We start from the raw sequence: 14,178 nt of genomic DNA, 5'->3' as shown, positions 1-14,178 counted from the left end.
TTCTCTGTCGAGCCTTCTGGATGGTCCCCAGCATGGAACCCCTCACCGAGCAGCGCCAGGTCAACGGCCCGGTCGTGTACGGCCTTCTGCGGCTGGTGCGGGTCTCCCCGGCACGGCAGGAGGCACTGGTGGGCTCGCTCGCCGAGTACTGCCGCAGCCACGAACTGCAGCTGTCGGGCGTCTTCACCGACCGGGACACGGCGGCGGGCGCCGCGTCGGCGGCGTTCACCGGGCTGCTGGACGTGCTCGCGCTGCCGGACGTCTACGGCGTGATCGCCCCGGCCATGTCGCACCTGGGACCGAAGGCCATAGCCGCCGAACGCAGGCGCCGGATCGAGGCGGCCGGCTCACGGCTGCTGCTGGTCCGCAAGCCCCGGACCACCCACCACGCCGCCGCCCGCACCGGTCCCGTCCGCCACCGCCAACCTGGCACCACCCGCGTCCTGGACGCCGAGTCACGAGGACCACGATGGCCCTGACGACCCAACAATTCTTCGAGGCCCGCCCCGAGTCGATCAGCCTGGCAAGATCCTTCACCTCCGAGGCCCTGACCGACTGGGGCCTGCCGGACCGTGTCGAAGACATCCGGCTCTGCGTCTCCGAGCTCGCCACCAACGCCATGGTCCACGGCACCGTTCCCGGACACGGCTTCCTGGTCAGGCTCGACGCCCAGGAGGAAACCGTGCGCATGGAAGTACACGACAGCCGCCGCCGGCACCCCAAGGCCCGGCAGGCCGCCGACACCGACACCTCCGGACGCGGCCTGATCCTCGTGGCCGCGCTCGCCGACGGCTGGGGAGTTCAGGACCGCACCCCGACCGGAAAGATCGTCTGGTGCTGCTTCAAGGCCGCGGGAGGCACGACAGCATGACAGTCCTGCTCACGCCGCCCGCCCCTGATCTGCGGCTGCTGGTGTCCCTTGCCACCTGGACCTGGGCCGACACCCGCCCGGACGGGCATGAGACCGCGCACATCCTGATCACCCGCGCTCCCGCCCTGACCGGCTCGGGCACCGCCGAGACGGCCGAGGCCGGGATGCGGCGGCTGTCCGCCAGCCTGGGAGGCCTGACCGGCGCCCGGGAGGTCGTTCCGGAACTGGAGCGCTGCCTGCAGATCGTCGGCGACCAGGTGCTGCTGCACGTGCCCGGGGTCTCCCGCCGGCTCCGGCTGTCCACCCGCCGGCCCTGGACCGAACTGGTCGCACGCAACGCAGAGGCGGTCCTGCTTCTGGGACTGGATCCGCTGCCGCAGACCGCCGACGCCGCGCGGATCGACGCCTACCTGGACGCCACACTCGCCACCGACCGGCTGCTCTTCGGCCGAGCCCGAACCCGCTGAACCCGCCAGCTCGACAGCCCGGACGCAAGCACCCCGGCCGAGGCGACGCAGCGGACGAATGCTCCAGGTCAGGCCAGACGTCTCACGCGGATCAGCGCCGGCAACCCCGCGGCACCGACAGCGGCGCCGCCCCGGCAGTCCTCGTCGCCTCACGACCGGAACCCGTCCGGCGGGCTCACCCGCTCACGGGCCAGCCGGCGCACCTGCGCACGAGCGCCCGCGGGAGGAGTGCGGCCCTCCCAGTACGGATGCGCGTCCACGCGCGCGGACAGCGTGACCAGCCGGCGCCGCAGCGCGGCGTAGGACCCCTCGCCGTGCGCAAGTGCCTGATACGCGCACATCCACTCCACCTGAGTACGTACAAGATCATCAGGGATCGGCTGGTTGCGCATGCCCCTCAGTAGATCAGGTGTTCGATTTCGGGGCCAAATCTCACGCGGGGCGCGTCACAGGAGGTCGGGGCGGACCCGGCGCACCGTCACCGTCGGATGCCGTGTGGTGCCCGCCTCCACTTCAGCGGCGAGTTCCGCGCACCCGCTGTAGGGCACCCCGTCGAGAACCCGGCGGCCGCGCGCCCCGCCCGTCCGCCGGACGTGCGCGGCGACCTCGGCCGACAACGCCGCCGTCAGCGGCCGCGAGAACCGCACCGCGCCGCTCGGCAGCCGCAGTGCGACCGTCCGCGGCCGCGTCACCGGCCCCGCATACCCGACGATCACCGCGTCCGCCGGCACCGCGGCCCGGACCTTGACCCAGATCCGGCCCGGCCGGTACGGCGATCCCACCCGCTTACACACCACGCCCTCGATGCCGCGTGGCTGCAGCGCGGTGATCCACTCCCGCGCCGTGGACGCGTCCTCGGTCACCGGCACGGCCTGGATCGGCGGCCCGTCCAGCTCCGCCACCAGATCCACCAGCAGCGCCCGCCGCTCCCGCCACGGCCGCCCCCGCACGTCCCCGAGCTCCGGATGCATCAGGACGTCCCAGACCGGCAGCGACGCCGGCAGCCGCTCGGCCAGCTCGGCCGCCCGCGCAGGCGAGGACGACGCCCGCGAGCGCACCGCACCGAAATCCACCCGGCCGCCCCGCCAGATCACACACTCGCCGTCCAGCACCGTGCCCGGCCGCAGAGCCATCCCGGCCGCCGCCAGATCCGGCCACGCCGCCGTCACATCCCGCCCGCTGCGCGACTGCAACCGCACCCCCGAAGCCCCGCGCCACAAGACCACCCGGTCACCGTCGAACTTCCACTCGAACGCCCAGCCCGCCCCGGCGGGCAGCTCGCTCGCCATCTCCGCCTCAGCCACCTGCACCGGAAAGTCCACAGCCTCAGCACAGCCGACCCTCGGCCGCCCCGCACGGGCATGCGTCCGCCCGGCGGATCCCCGGACCGAGCCGGCCGCGCGCACGGCAAGACCTACTCCGCAGCCGCCAGGGCGAGCGGGTCGAGCCCGGCGAAGTGGTAGTTGAGGAAGGAGATCAGAATGGAGAAGACCGCCGCCCGCCGGGCGGGATGCTGCTGCTCGAGTTGGGCCCATGCACGCTCCGGCTCCCCGCGCATGCCCATCCGGATGACGTCGCACGCCAGCGTCATCATCGGATCACCGGCGGCACTTCCGACGGGTACGACCTGACCATCAGGCCGGGCATCACCGGCCAGCATCCGGCCGGCCACCTCGAATGCGGCCCGCATGTCCGCCTCACCGCCCCGCACGAGCTTCAGCAGCGACGCGGTGTTCTCCTTCCGCCCGGTCACCGGGTCCACGGAGGCCATCCGGCACACCACCGGAATCACCGCCTGCTGGGACGGGAGCACGGCCGCGGCCGCGGCAGCCGCCCTCAGCTCACTCGTCTGCTGTTCGGTCAGGTCGGGCATGCAAGGCACCCTACGGTCAGACGTCGCCTGCCCGCGCCGTGGTGCCACAAGCGTCACCCGAACGAACAGACCCCCTGGCGCCGGACCGCGCCAACGTGCGGCCCCGCACGCGGGATAGCCCTGCCGGAGCCAGCCCACGTACCGGGCTCCGACCGCCTACGGCGCGCTCGTACCGGAGAGGAAGACTGCGCGGCATGTGCGCCGCCCGGTGCCACGTGGCTCAAAGGACGGGGGCACGGCAGCGTCAGTCGTCGTCCACGCTGATGTTGCTGACGGAGAAGTTGCCCTCCATCAAGACATCCGTCTCCAGGTCCAGCCGCATCGTCACTCCGTCCGGGGACGTCTGCGCAGCGACCACGCGCGCGGGGATGCTCACCACCTGGCCTTCGACGAGGGTTGCCTTGAGAGGCCACCGTGTGCCGACCAGAGCGGCTGCCGCTTCAGGAGCCCACTCGCCGTCGATCGAGGGGACCGGGAGGTCCACGCTGAAGCGAGTCATCCGTTCATCCTAGGAAGTCACCGTCGCTGTGACCTCTGCGGGCGGGGAATCATCCACCACGACGGAGTGCCGGCCGCTATCCCCAGCAACCGCAGGGACCGGCACTGGATGATCCGCCCGCCGCCGCATTGCCTCCTGGTCCAGCCGGGCAGCCTCCTGATCGGCCCTGTCGCGCAGTTCGGCCCAGCCCGAGGGCGGCGCGGGTTCGAGCACCCGCTCCCCGTGCAACGAGCCCAGCTGATCGCCGACCTGCGAGCCGAATACCCGGCCTCCGGCTGACAGCCGCGACCTGGCGGAAAGCCACCACCAGTGTCAGCGGCGTACGGCACAGTGGCGGGGCGGCGCAGTTGTCGGCGTCGCCCAGCCACGAGCACGAGGGCAGTGATGGATCGCGACACCTACGCCAAGAACTTTGCCAAGCGCCGAGACGGCGAACTGGCCGAACAGTTCCGATGGGTGCCCAAAATGTACCGGGCCGCCGCATCACGGCTGGAAAAGCTCGAGAGGCAGGCCGAGCGACAGTTCCCCGGCGTCTTCGACCGCCTGGACCAGGCGCGCGACACCGTCGGCGACACCATCCCGACCTGGTGCTGGCTCCCTGTGACCCACGTTCAGCAGGTCCTTACCGACCACTACCCCCACCGCACCACCCGAGCCCCCGGCGCCACCGGACCGGGACTCGCCGCTCTGGCCGCAGGCGATGCAGCCAGACTGCAAGCGATCGGAGCATGGCGAGCCGCAGGACGCCACATGGTCAACATCCACGACGCCACGATCCTCGAGCTGAGGAAGGCGGGCGACCGGATGCCCGCAGATCTGCCCCAGCGCTGGCCCCTCCACGGCCTCTACGTCGTCTCCGAGGCACCCAACGGCGCCTTGGGCGCCTTCCTCCACCTCGAGTGGGACGAACGAGAGCAGCGCGCCGAATTGCGCATCGCCCCGGACGTCGCCCCCACCGCCGCCCTCGACCGAATCCCCGTCCAGCCCCTGCATTTGGAAGGCGGCACCGTGACGGAGGCCGCCCGACGAACCGTGCTGTCTGTCCAGGCAGGGATCGACACGGTCCTCGGCACGGAGACGCTCCCGGACATTTCACCGGGCAGTGCCGTCGACGAGGCGGCTCGGTTGGTCGCGCAGAAGAACGCCTTCTGGGTGGCGGCGGCCGACTGGTTGGCCTCCGATCGCACGACACCGTTCGACGCGGCCGTCGTGGCCGGAGCCGAGCCCGCGGCCGACTGGCCGCCCGCCAAGGCCCAGGACACCGGCCGCGCCCCGGTGCTGTGGCTGGCCGGCCCAGCCAGCTGATTCGACGGACGGATCCGCCACAACCCTTGGCAGACCAGGCCGAGGCTTCCTCTCTACAGCAGATCCACCTCGGCGTCGACGTACCCGAACGCGTGGGCCATGTGCACCAGTGCCTCCCGCAGCAGACGCTGCCGCTCGGCGCGGTCCATGGCCGGCGCCGCGGTGATGGCGACGGCCAGCTGCGACCTGGAGCCGCCGTCGTTCGGACCGAGCGGCTTCAGGTCGACGAGCGTGTCCAGGGCTGGCCGGACGCCGTTGTCATCGGGCTGTTCGCACGTGATCCGCAGCTCGGTCGTGGGAGGGGCGGCCCACGACAGCGCGGCCGGGTCGCCCACGGCCTCGGGCAGCAGCTCGGCGGCCGTCTCCCATGCGGCGAGCAGCACGGCCTGGATCTCGTCGAGACCCAACTGCGTGTCCCATCCGGGTCCGATGGCGGCCGCCCACGCCTCCGCGCTCTCGATCAGGACGTCCGCGCAGGCGACGACGGTGGACTCCATCGTGGTGGGCAGCGCGAGCATGACGGAGGCCTTCACAGCCGCGCCGCCGTCGGGCCCGGCGATCGAGCACGTGTATCCGGCCGACCGGCCCGAGTTGCCGAAAGGCCCCCGCTCCCAGAGAGCGGCGGGCAGCTCGGCGCCCCGACGGCGGGACAGCAGGGTCACCGCACCCGCCAGCGCACTGTGCGGAAGCATCTGCTCCAGCTGCGTACGCCGGGACTTGCTGATCTCCAGCGTGCTCACCTCGGCCCAGGGCAGGTTCACCAGCGCCCGCAGGCGTAGCGCCGGCGTCTGGCCGGCAGTGCCGATGTCGGCAGAGCGGCCCTGGTTCAGGCTGAAGCGGGGGAGTGGCTGCCACCGCCACACGCCACGCCCCGAGCACGCCAAGAGGCCCGGACCCCACGCTCCGCCGTCGAGGTCCACGCGCAGGGCGTCGGCCGGGATCACCCACGGAGCGTTCGTGCCCGCGGGAGCGCGGGGGAAGCCGACGGCCGCAAGCGGATCCTGACCGCCGGGAGCCCGCCGGCCGGTTTCGACGATCGCCTGCCAGACCGGCTCGGCGACGGCGACCGGGGGACGCCCCGGCACCAGGCACAGCACCCAGCCTGGTTCGCCGTCGACCTCGTGCCGCAGATCCTGCAGCGCGGCCGCGCCCTGCGCCCACGCCTCCCCGGTCGGCTCCCCCAGCCCCGCGTCGGCGAGCTGCTCGTAGGCCGCCCTCATCTCCCGCTCACGGTCGGGCAGCCCTTGGCCGACGCGCAGCCCAGCACCGGGTCCGGCTTCGGAAACGGCCTGCCGTACAAGCTCGGTGAGGGCTTGGGCGGTGGGCATGCCTGAGGCGCGGATGCCGGCGGAGAGCAGCTGCTGAATCTCGGCCCGGGGCAGCCAGTGCGTGCTGTCGCCGTCCCGCATCGGCACCGCGACGGTGTCCTGGCGCGGTGCACCGGGTTTTCCCACCGGGGCCGGCAGGACGAAGAGCGTGTCGGCAGCCTGCGCGGGGACCTCGATGAACAGCACCCGCTCGCCGTCGGCACCAGACCATCCGACGCGCACGCCGCGGGGAGCGGGGGTGATCCGCTGGCGGATCAGCTTGCGGATCTGGTCCACGTTCACCGCGGTCGGGTCGAGGCCGACGATGTGGTCCAGGACCTCTTCGTCGTGCTCGAGGCGGGTGGCGATGCCGACGATGATGACCCCGCCGCCCCCGTTGGCGAACGCCGAGACGTCCTTCGTGAGCTCCTCGACCGCCCTGGGGTCCGCCAGCTGGTACGGGCCGCTCTTCGCGTCGAGCCACTGCGTCTCGCGCAGGCCGAGCAGAGAGCCAGGTCGGTGGGCCTCCAGCGCGGCCAGGGCGCTCTTCAGATCGTTCAGCACCCCGGCAGTATCCATCGCAGCACCAGGCTCTGCGGCCGGGTTGCACATGCTCACGAGCGCTGTCCGCGCACATGCCCGCGAGCACGCGCCGCGGTGTAGTGGGCGTGCTGACTGCCAGAGGGCGCTCGTTCTCCCACCGGACCTCGTCTGTGGCCCGCGCTCGGCGTAGGTGACCGCATGTTCGCTCGTCAGGCGGGCATGGACGAGCGCCTCCGCCACGGTCGCGGGGACGGCAGTGGCGAATCGCGGGTCTCGCAAATCCGCGGTCGCCACCGCGGCCGGGAACACCACCTCAGGCCGGATGTCGCGCATCTCCCATTCGACATGCCCGCTCCCGCCCGCCGGGGACGCGTCAGCGGCGGGCTTCCGCGGCTGCCTTGAGCTTGACTTCGACCTCGGGCGGGAGTGGGAGGACGGGCGTGGTGCCCGGGTTGGTCGGCCCCTCGTCGTGGACGCCGTCGGGCCCGGCGATGGCCGTCCAGCGGCTGATCTCACGGACCTGGTGGGCGGAGACCTCCCACAGGGAGTGCCCCGCTGCCATCGAGTCCGCGCCGCCCATGTCGAACCAGTTGATGCGCATGTACCCGCCGTACAGGGCCAGCGCCGTCGACATCCATGTCACCGAGACCGGGTCGATGTTGCAGGCCCACCCGTTGTGGTGCGGATGCGTGCGGTACTCGAAGTAGCCGAATCCGTCGCGCCGGGCGAACGCTGGCAGCGGGCCGGACGTCGGCACACTGTCGCTGCCGTCGCTCGTCAGGTACATCTCGCGCGCCGCGCACCCGGGATCGTCACAGGGCACCTCGGTGTCGGACAGCCGCAGCCACAACGCGACCTGCGCGTCGTTCCCGTTCTCGGTGGGCAGCGACCACACCCGCTCGCGGCACTGCGACGCCTCATGATCGCGTAGCCGCCACTGCTCGGGGAGCTCATGCGACAGCCGGTGCAGGTAGTGGCCGACCAGGCGCCACGCCTCCTCGGCCGACGGATTGATGGTGTGGGCGGTCTCGGCGTTCATGCCCGGATTCTAGGGCCGCTGAAAGCACCTTCTGCGTGCGTAGGCCGAGAAAGGGCAGAGCCCTGCACCGTGGATTCGGCAAAGCACCACGCAGCGCAAAACCGGCTCTGCCAGCATGAAACGGTGACACGAACGAGGGCCCACCAACTGCTCGATGGCGTAGAGATCGGACTGCGGTTCGAGGAAGGGCGACCGGCACAGTGGATGCCCGTCACCGACGTCGACGTCCACGACCTGGTCCGCGCACAACCCTGGCGGCGCCACCTCACCTACCGCGGCGAGCAACTCGACCTCGGGATCTATGCCGCGATCAGCACCGGCCAGAATCCGGTGGCCACGGACGGTATCTGGGAACGCATGGAACTGGCGGACTTCGACCCCACCGTGCGGTCCATGATCGGCCAGCCGTTCAAACTCCGCGCCGAACAAGGCCCCGGCAAAGCGGGCTACATTCCCGACCTGATGCTGATCAGCAGCGACGGCACGATCACCCTCATCGACAGCTCTCCGACGGCCGGCGAGCTGTGCCCCTCGGAGCGGGTGCTGGACTGGGCCGAGGAAGTCGTCAACGCCCGGGGCTGGACCTACGAGTGGTGGACGGGCCCCAAGGACGCACAGCACTACACCAACATCAAGGCCCTGGGGGGCTTCTGCCGGCCCATGCACCCGGTCCAGCAGGCTTTGATCGAACCCACCCTCTCCCTGTGCGCCGACGCGGAATTGCCCATCCACGCAGTCGAGAAGAGCCTCACCCACGAAAAGATGCCCCAGCCCATGGTGCGGGCCGTGATCCAGCACCTGCTGTGGTGGGGCGACCTGACCACCGACCTTCACCGCCCGATCACCACCGGCACCCGCCTGCGTACCGACGCGGCGGCCCGCCGGCCCGCACCGGACCAGTGGGACGTCGGGACCCGTCTGGTCCTCGGACACGACCGCGGCACCATCGTCCGCTGCGAGGGCGACGATCTTGTCGTCGGTCTGGACCCCTCCGGGTTCGGGCAAGGCGAACGCAGCTTCAGCCGCCACGATCTCGCCGAGAAGGCCACCGCCCTTCCCACCGCCTACCAGCGCCCGCTTCTTCCGGCCCAGCCGTTCACGGTGCCCCGCTGACCGGCGCCCCGGTCGCACGGCACCGGCTGGAAATCCCGAACGATGTACAGAATTTCCAGTTCGCCGAGCCCGACCCCGCAGTGGCGCTCACGGCAAGACCGCCGAGACTGCCCTGAAAGCAACCTCGCCGCGCCGCCCGCGAATTGCGCTCAACGTAACAGGCAACCTGACCAACGAGATCAACGAGTCGCGTACGCACGACTCCAGCAGCGAGAGGAAATCATGAGCGCGGTGACCGAAGGCGACATCTCTCCGTGGGCCACGGCCATCCACCGGCTCGTTCAATGGGTCGGCAACGGACGCACTCTGACCACCACCGGCCAGCTCCGCGTGGCTGACGGCCTCGAACTCGTGAAACTGCTCGGAACCGGCGACGACCTACATGGGGGTGCCGGCCAGCGTCGCCTCTCCTCCTCACGCAACCTCCCCGGCGTTCAGAGCCTGCTGACCGAGGCCGTGGACGCCGGGCTGCTGCGCACCCAGCGGGGCCGCCTGATCCCGGTCAAAAAGTACGCTCAGCAAGCAGCTACTGCGGAAGGTGTCCGCCGCCTCCTCGTAGCGAACGCCCACCACTCCGCTCAAGCAGCGCTAGCCCCTGAAGCCGAACACCCCGATCTCGGACGTGTTCGCCTCGCCGCCCTGTGGACAGAACTGTCCCGCAACCGGCAGACGTCCCTCGTCGTCTCCGAACTGGCCGGCATGCTCTGGAACACGACCACACCTGGCACCAGCGCCATCGAGCAGACCCAGGGCAGCGGGGAGCGCGCCGATGAGCGAATCGAATTCGACGAGGTGGTCTCGTGGGTCCTGCTGGACTACGCCTACCTAGGACTCCTGGCCATGAATCCAGACCGGACCCTCGTGCAGCTCACCCCGACGGGCAGCCGAGAATACGACGAACGCCCCGCCCTTACAGCAGAGGCGAGTCCTTCCTGATCCTCCTGTGGCGCGCCTTGGCCGCGGGCACAATGAGGGCGCAGGGCCCACCGTCGACCGGCACTCCACCGGCGAATACACCCGAACGGGTGAATGGCCGCCAGGCAGACTAGGCGAATACCGGGCGGACCATGGCGAAGGGACTGGGGCATTACGGCCAGGGTTCCCCGTCCCGTTTCACGCTGCCGTCGACAACTCACTCACCTCCGGCTGTGCCGCCGCAGCGCCGCAGACCCCGGTGGCTCGGTGGCGACGGTCCCCACGGGCGTCACGACCCGGGGGCCGAGGCGGTGCGCGATCTGGTGCACGCGGCGCTCGTACGCCCACTCCTCCGCAGTCATCGGCGACTCAGCAGATCCCGTCTGTACGGGCGCGGCCTCCTCGAAGCGCGTGCAGTCCGGGCACTGCTCGACGGGCCCGGGGTCCGTGTCGTGCGCGTCGATCTGGTGCTCGCACCAGTTAACCAAGGCGACCAGCATGGCGGCATAAGCCGCCTGAACGTCCTGGTCGCGCCCGGCCTGTTCCGCGGCGTCGTAGCGGGCCCGCGCACGCTCGTACGCCGCCCCCATGACCAGGCCCAGCGGGCAGCACCACAAGGGCTCGGGCTGGTGGAGAACCATCCTTCGAGACTAGTGAGACGTGACCCGTGCTGTCCGGCCCTTTGGCGTCTTGCTCGCGCGGCACCGGTGAGGGGCAGGCGGCTTGAGGGGCTACTCGGGCGGCCGGCCGGAGACCCCCACATACCAGTCGTCGGCCTCGGTCATCCCGTCCATGCTCGGAAAGTACGGCTTGACGACGTCGTCGACGTCCTTGAAGTACACGGTGGCGCAGAGCGGGTACTGGCCCCCGGTCGGGGCCGTGACCGTGGCCCGGGGTTGTACCCACACGAATTTGCCCGCCTGCGTCCACTTGGCGCGGGCGAACGTCAAGGTGGGGTCCGCCGTTCCCCGCCGCAGCAGGTCCGACCAGGTCATATACGTCACCTCGCGAGCGTAGAGCGCCGACTGCCGCAAGAAAAAGAGGAGTTGACAGCACCGGGCGCCGCGGGCTAAGCGGCTCGGGCACACGCCCCGTACGGCGACTCCTGGACCGGGGCGAACCCGTGGCGCGTCGTACGGCCGCGGGCGCCAGAAGTGATGCAACGCGACGGCGCGAATTGCGCCGAACGCAACTCGTGCCCCTCAGGACCGCGGCAGTGCGTGCGTCAGCGCGGTGATCAGGCCGCGATGGGCCGCCTCGACTTCCCCCGGAGCGCAGGCTGTGCAGAAGGTGTGGCCGCCGCGGGTGACGACCAACCCCCAGGCCTGCGCCGCGTGGATGTTGTCTCCGTGACTCACCGGCGCGTGCACGATGACGCCTTCGACCGGCCGGGAGAAGGCGGCGCCCGCGATCCGGTCGGCCATCTGGGCGGAGGAAGCGAACTGCCAGTCGTTTCCGCCGTCATACGGGCTGCCGAGGCACTGGCGCGGCAGCCGCTCCAGCAGCGCTGCCGTGCCGGAGAAGTCCTCCAGCGTGAGCGTGATCGCCCACAGCGGTGCCGCGTCCTGCTCCGCAGGCGACCACAGCGGGTCGAACATGTCGCGGTCGTCGTCCAGGTCGTGCTCGACCTGGTAGCGCACGGCGGCAGACTCCACGAGCCGCCCGTTCTGCTCGACAATCAGAGCCTGCTGTTCCGACCGGGCCCTCTTCCGCGTCATGTAATCCAGCTGCTGTGGGCGCAGCAGGACGACGGCTTCTACCGGTTCCTCCTCCACGCCACCGGCGTTGTCGCAGTGGCGCCCCCATGCGGCCTCCCGCTCGACGATGCCGGTCGCCAGGTCGGCCAGCACCGCACGCTCCGCCTCGTCTGCGCCGAAAGGCGGCGGGTCTTCGCGGGCAGGAAGCCCGCCGTCCAGGACATCGACCACCCAATCAGGAGGTGATGGCGGCCCCGGCACGAGATCGGTGAACGGCGTGAACCAGGCCTCGGGGCGAAGGTCATCGCGGCCGTGAATGCCATCGGTGGAGGGCTCCAGGCTGTAGGTCATCTCCGGGTCGTAGGCGATCAACGCCGGACTGTTCCAGGCGATCGCCCTCAGCGCTCTACCGATCTGCAGGTCCGCACTCCGAGGTGACCAACCTTCGCCAAGCCCTACGGACTCCGCAGCCTCCGAGTCGACCATGTCGTCCATCAGCTCGGGAGCCGCGGACACCGCGAGAGCGAGCGCCACCGTCGAGGCGTGGCAGACCGGGACGAATTCGGTGCCGGCTCGAAGCTGCTGGGCCACCTGCTCAAGAATCCCGGCGAACCGCAGCCGCCAGCTGGCATCCATCCCGTCGCACACCCGCGGCAGCCGCAGAAGCACACCGTCCCGCTCGTCGGCGTAGTAGGCGTAGGGCTGGTCTCCGAGGCGCACGGCGTCCGTGTACAGATCCCACGCCATCTGCTGTGCCGCCACCGACGCCAGTGCCCGCAGGTCCGCGACGATCGCCGGTCCCAGTTCAGGGCCCTCCGCCGGCCTCTGCGGGTGGGCGCAATCGCGTGCCCGGCGATCGTCCCTCGCCCAGCCGCCGACCTTCGCCAAGACGTCCAGCACCAGCTCCCGTACAGGGCGAGCGGCATTCACCTCACGGACCAGATTCGCCGCCAGCCCCCGCACCGCGTCCTCATCAAGGTAGGAACGCAGGGCCCACGATTCGCTGATGTGCAGTGCGGCAGCCACCACCCGGGCCTGATGGCGCAGCACGTGACCGGCCTGTCCGGGAACAAGGTCAACCCCACGTCGGCGGCACTCGTCTTCCAAGAATCCAGCCAGGCGCTGGATACGGGACACGTTGGGAGTCACGTCGGCACTCTACGGGGCGCTTGGCACGCACCCAGATGCGGAAGCCGGTGTGGCCCGGCGCGAGCGCCGTAACCGCCGCGCCGGCCACCGCCCTGTGCCGCAAGCTGCTAACTGCTGTTCGAGCTGCTGCCTGTCGCATCACCGCGCTGGGCCGGCGCGAGTAGACCGCTCGCAGCCTGCTGGTCGCATACCAGGCTGGCCGACCCGGGAGAAGTACGGGACCATCCCGCGATCCGCAGCATCGTCCTCGAGCTCGTCGACCGCCACCCGACCCGCGTGTCAGCGGGGTATGGGAACCTCATGCTGCGGTGGGCGCGCTCGGCGCAGCTTCCACCCACCGAGGCACGGCGGGGATGGCGAGTGCGGCAGCTCCGAGACTCGTCAGGTTCCACCGCCAACCGCGGCCGCCCCACGGGGAATCGGTTGTCTCGGCGTCACTCATGACCCAGCCTCGGGCGTGCAACCGCTTCATCACGGCGGTCACCTTCCGACCATAGTCTCCGCCGGGGCTCCGGCTCTGCTCGCTGGTGTCCCGTATCTCGCGCCCCTGGGGGTGCTCGACGGTGAACACGGCTCCGGCCTCGACTCTCTCGAGCTCCTGGCGCTCCTTCTTGGTCGGTGGTTCGGGCCCGTCGGAGGGTCGGGCCACCGCTGCGGCGTGGACGCAGCGGTGGCACGTCGCGTGGGCGTCGACGGGTTCGCTCAGGGCCATGAGGTTCGTGTGGGTGATGCCTTCGCAGAGCGCCCGCCCGGCCGGGTGCTGTCGGCGGGCGCCGGTGAGCAGGTCGATGGCTGCTGCGGCGTGCCGAAGGGGGGCGTCCAGATTGGAGTGGGTGTCCGTCCGCACAGTCAGGTCGAACGGCGTCGCGGCGGTGATCCGCTCCCACAGCTCCCGTTCCCTCTCCTTCCGGCGGCGCTGCTCCTCGACAAGTTCCTGCTCGTAGCGTGCGAGCGCTTCACGCTGGTCGATCTGCAGCACTGGTTGCCTCCCCGGAAATGTGATTGCCGACGAGCATGCAGGTGCGGCCCCCGGGCGGCCAGCGAGTCGCGGAATCCCGGAACAATAGGTCCGGAGTCGACAGTGCCGGCCCGTGGGACACCGCGGGGGAAGGACGACCGCGGCGAGTGCCTCCTCGAACAGATTCCCCTCACTTCCGAAGCCCTCGCTGCCGTGATCCTGCTGCCCGAGTAGGTCTCGGCCCCGGACGCGGCGAGCGCTCAATGAGGAGCCGACCGACTAGTCACGGCTGGCCCCGCCCATCCCCGCACAGGCTCGACGGGGCGCGCACGGCCGACTCGTGCGCCCTTCTCGGACCGTCTCGCTGGCCGTAGCGTCATGACGACGCCGCGGTCGGCCGTCGACGGCGACAAAGGACGAGAGGGGTCCGGTGTGAAGCGAC

16 protein-coding genes are annotated in these 14,178 nt (G+C 70.7%); 6 read left to right on the top strand and 10 right to left on the bottom strand.

Annotation, left to right across the window (positions count from 1 at the left end; genetic code table 11):
• Window positions 1–32 precede the first annotated feature (32 nt).
• From SZN_RS00475 to SZN_RS00465, 3 genes are read left to right on the top strand one after another with little or no spacing between them, the layout of a single operon-like run.
• The gene (locus tag SZN_RS00475) at window positions 33–479 is read left to right on the top strand and encodes a hypothetical protein (RefSeq protein ID WP_007490484.1); all 447 of its coding nucleotides are present in this window, start codon (window positions 33–35) and stop codon (window positions 477–479) included.
• Window positions 470–871 (top strand): ATP-binding protein, encoded by a 402-nt coding sequence (locus tag SZN_RS00470; protein ID WP_007490482.1) that lies wholly within the window; start codon window positions 470–472, stop codon window positions 869–871. The genes SZN_RS00475 and SZN_RS00470 overlap by 10 nt, the downstream gene beginning before the upstream one ends.
• Window positions 868–1,338 (top strand): hypothetical protein, encoded by a 471-nt coding sequence (locus SZN_RS00465; RefSeq protein ID WP_007490480.1) that lies wholly within the window; start codon window positions 868–870, stop codon window positions 1,336–1,338. The genes SZN_RS00470 and SZN_RS00465 overlap by 4 nt, the downstream gene beginning before the upstream one ends.
• A gap of 149 nt (window positions 1,339–1,487) precedes the next feature.
• Here the strand turns inward: SZN_RS00465 and SZN_RS00460 are convergent, their stop codons facing one another.
• The 4 genes from SZN_RS00460 to SZN_RS00445 form a co-directional block, all read right to left on the bottom strand.
• Window positions 1,488–1,730, bottom strand: coding sequence for a hypothetical protein (locus SZN_RS00460; protein ID WP_007490478.1), 243 nt, complete (start codon window positions 1,728–1,730; stop codon window positions 1,488–1,490).
• Window positions 1,731–1,784: 54 nt separating this feature from the next.
• On the bottom strand, window positions 1,785–2,648 hold the full coding sequence (locus SZN_RS00455) for an ATP-dependent DNA ligase (RefSeq protein ID WP_043727114.1): 864 nt from the start codon (window positions 2,646–2,648) through the stop codon (window positions 1,785–1,787).
• A 104-nt stretch (window positions 2,649–2,752) separates the two neighbouring features.
• The gene (locus tag SZN_RS00450) at window positions 2,753–3,211 is read right to left on the bottom strand and encodes a hypothetical protein (RefSeq protein WP_007490475.1); all 459 of its coding nucleotides are present in this window, start codon (window positions 3,209–3,211) and stop codon (window positions 2,753–2,755) included.
• 244 nt (window positions 3,212–3,455) lie between these two features.
• Window positions 3,456–3,710 (bottom strand): hypothetical protein, encoded by a 255-nt coding sequence (locus SZN_RS00445; protein WP_007490474.1) that lies wholly within the window; start codon window positions 3,708–3,710, stop codon window positions 3,456–3,458.
• Window positions 3,711–4,094: 384 nt separating this feature from the next.
• Between SZN_RS00445 and SZN_RS00440 the strand changes: the two genes are divergently transcribed.
• Window positions 4,095–5,015, top strand: a complete 921-nt coding sequence (locus SZN_RS00440; protein WP_007490472.1) for a hypothetical protein — start codon at window positions 4,095–4,097, stop codon at window positions 5,013–5,015.
• Between the two features lie 53 nt (window positions 5,016–5,068).
• On the opposite strand, the gene SZN_RS00435 is transcribed toward SZN_RS00440, so the two are convergent.
• Window positions 5,069–6,886, bottom strand: a complete 1,818-nt coding sequence (locus tag SZN_RS00435) for an AlbA family DNA-binding domain-containing protein (protein WP_007490471.1) — start codon at window positions 6,884–6,886, stop codon at window positions 5,069–5,071.
• Between the two features lie 352 nt (window positions 6,887–7,238).
• On the bottom strand, window positions 7,239–7,904 hold the full coding sequence (locus SZN_RS00430) for a hypothetical protein (protein WP_007490468.1): 666 nt from the start codon (window positions 7,902–7,904) through the stop codon (window positions 7,239–7,241).
• A 123-nt stretch (window positions 7,905–8,027) separates the two neighbouring features.
• On the opposite strand from SZN_RS00430, the gene SZN_RS00425 reads away from it, so the two are divergent.
• Together SZN_RS00425 and SZN_RS00420 are read left to right on the top strand one after the other, a co-directional pair.
• Window positions 8,028–9,017 (top strand): TnsA-like heteromeric transposase endonuclease subunit, encoded by a 990-nt coding sequence (locus tag SZN_RS00425; protein WP_244313258.1) that lies wholly within the window; start codon window positions 8,028–8,030, stop codon window positions 9,015–9,017.
• Window positions 9,018–9,239: 222 nt separating this feature from the next.
• Window positions 9,240–9,953 carry a hypothetical protein gene (locus tag SZN_RS00420; RefSeq protein WP_007490460.1) on the top strand — a complete coding sequence of 238 codons (714 nt, stop codon included), beginning with the start codon at window positions 9,240–9,242 and terminating at the stop codon, window positions 9,951–9,953.
• Window positions 9,954–10,153: 200 nt separating this feature from the next.
• Here the strand turns inward: SZN_RS00420 and SZN_RS00415 are convergent, their stop codons facing one another.
• From SZN_RS00415 to SZN_RS00400, 4 genes are all read right to left on the bottom strand, one after another.
• On the bottom strand, window positions 10,154–10,573 hold the full coding sequence (locus tag SZN_RS00415) for a hypothetical protein (RefSeq protein WP_007490458.1): 420 nt from the start codon (window positions 10,571–10,573) through the stop codon (window positions 10,154–10,156).
• A gap of 90 nt (window positions 10,574–10,663) precedes the next feature.
• The gene (locus SZN_RS00410) at window positions 10,664–10,927 is read right to left on the bottom strand and encodes a Thoeris anti-defense Tad2 family protein (RefSeq protein WP_007490456.1); all 264 of its coding nucleotides are present in this window, start codon (window positions 10,925–10,927) and stop codon (window positions 10,664–10,666) included.
• A gap of 207 nt (window positions 10,928–11,134) precedes the next feature.
• Window positions 11,135–12,778 carry a hypothetical protein gene (locus SZN_RS00405; protein WP_139063494.1) on the bottom strand — a complete coding sequence of 548 codons (1,644 nt, stop codon included), beginning with the start codon at window positions 12,776–12,778 and terminating at the stop codon, window positions 11,135–11,137.
• A gap of 298 nt (window positions 12,779–13,076) precedes the next feature.
• A complete protein-coding gene (locus SZN_RS00400) occupies window positions 13,077–13,757 on the bottom strand; it encodes a hypothetical protein (RefSeq protein WP_007490452.1) in 681 nt (226 codons plus the stop codon).
• Window positions 13,758–14,178: the final 421 nt, after the last annotated feature.

Origin of the sequence: Streptomyces zinciresistens K42, assembly GCF_000225525.1 — a bacterium.
Classification (GTDB): Bacteria; Actinomycetota; Actinomycetes; order Streptomycetales; family Streptomycetaceae; genus Streptomyces; species Streptomyces zinciresistens.
This window is presented reverse-complemented; position numbering and strand designations above follow the sequence as displayed.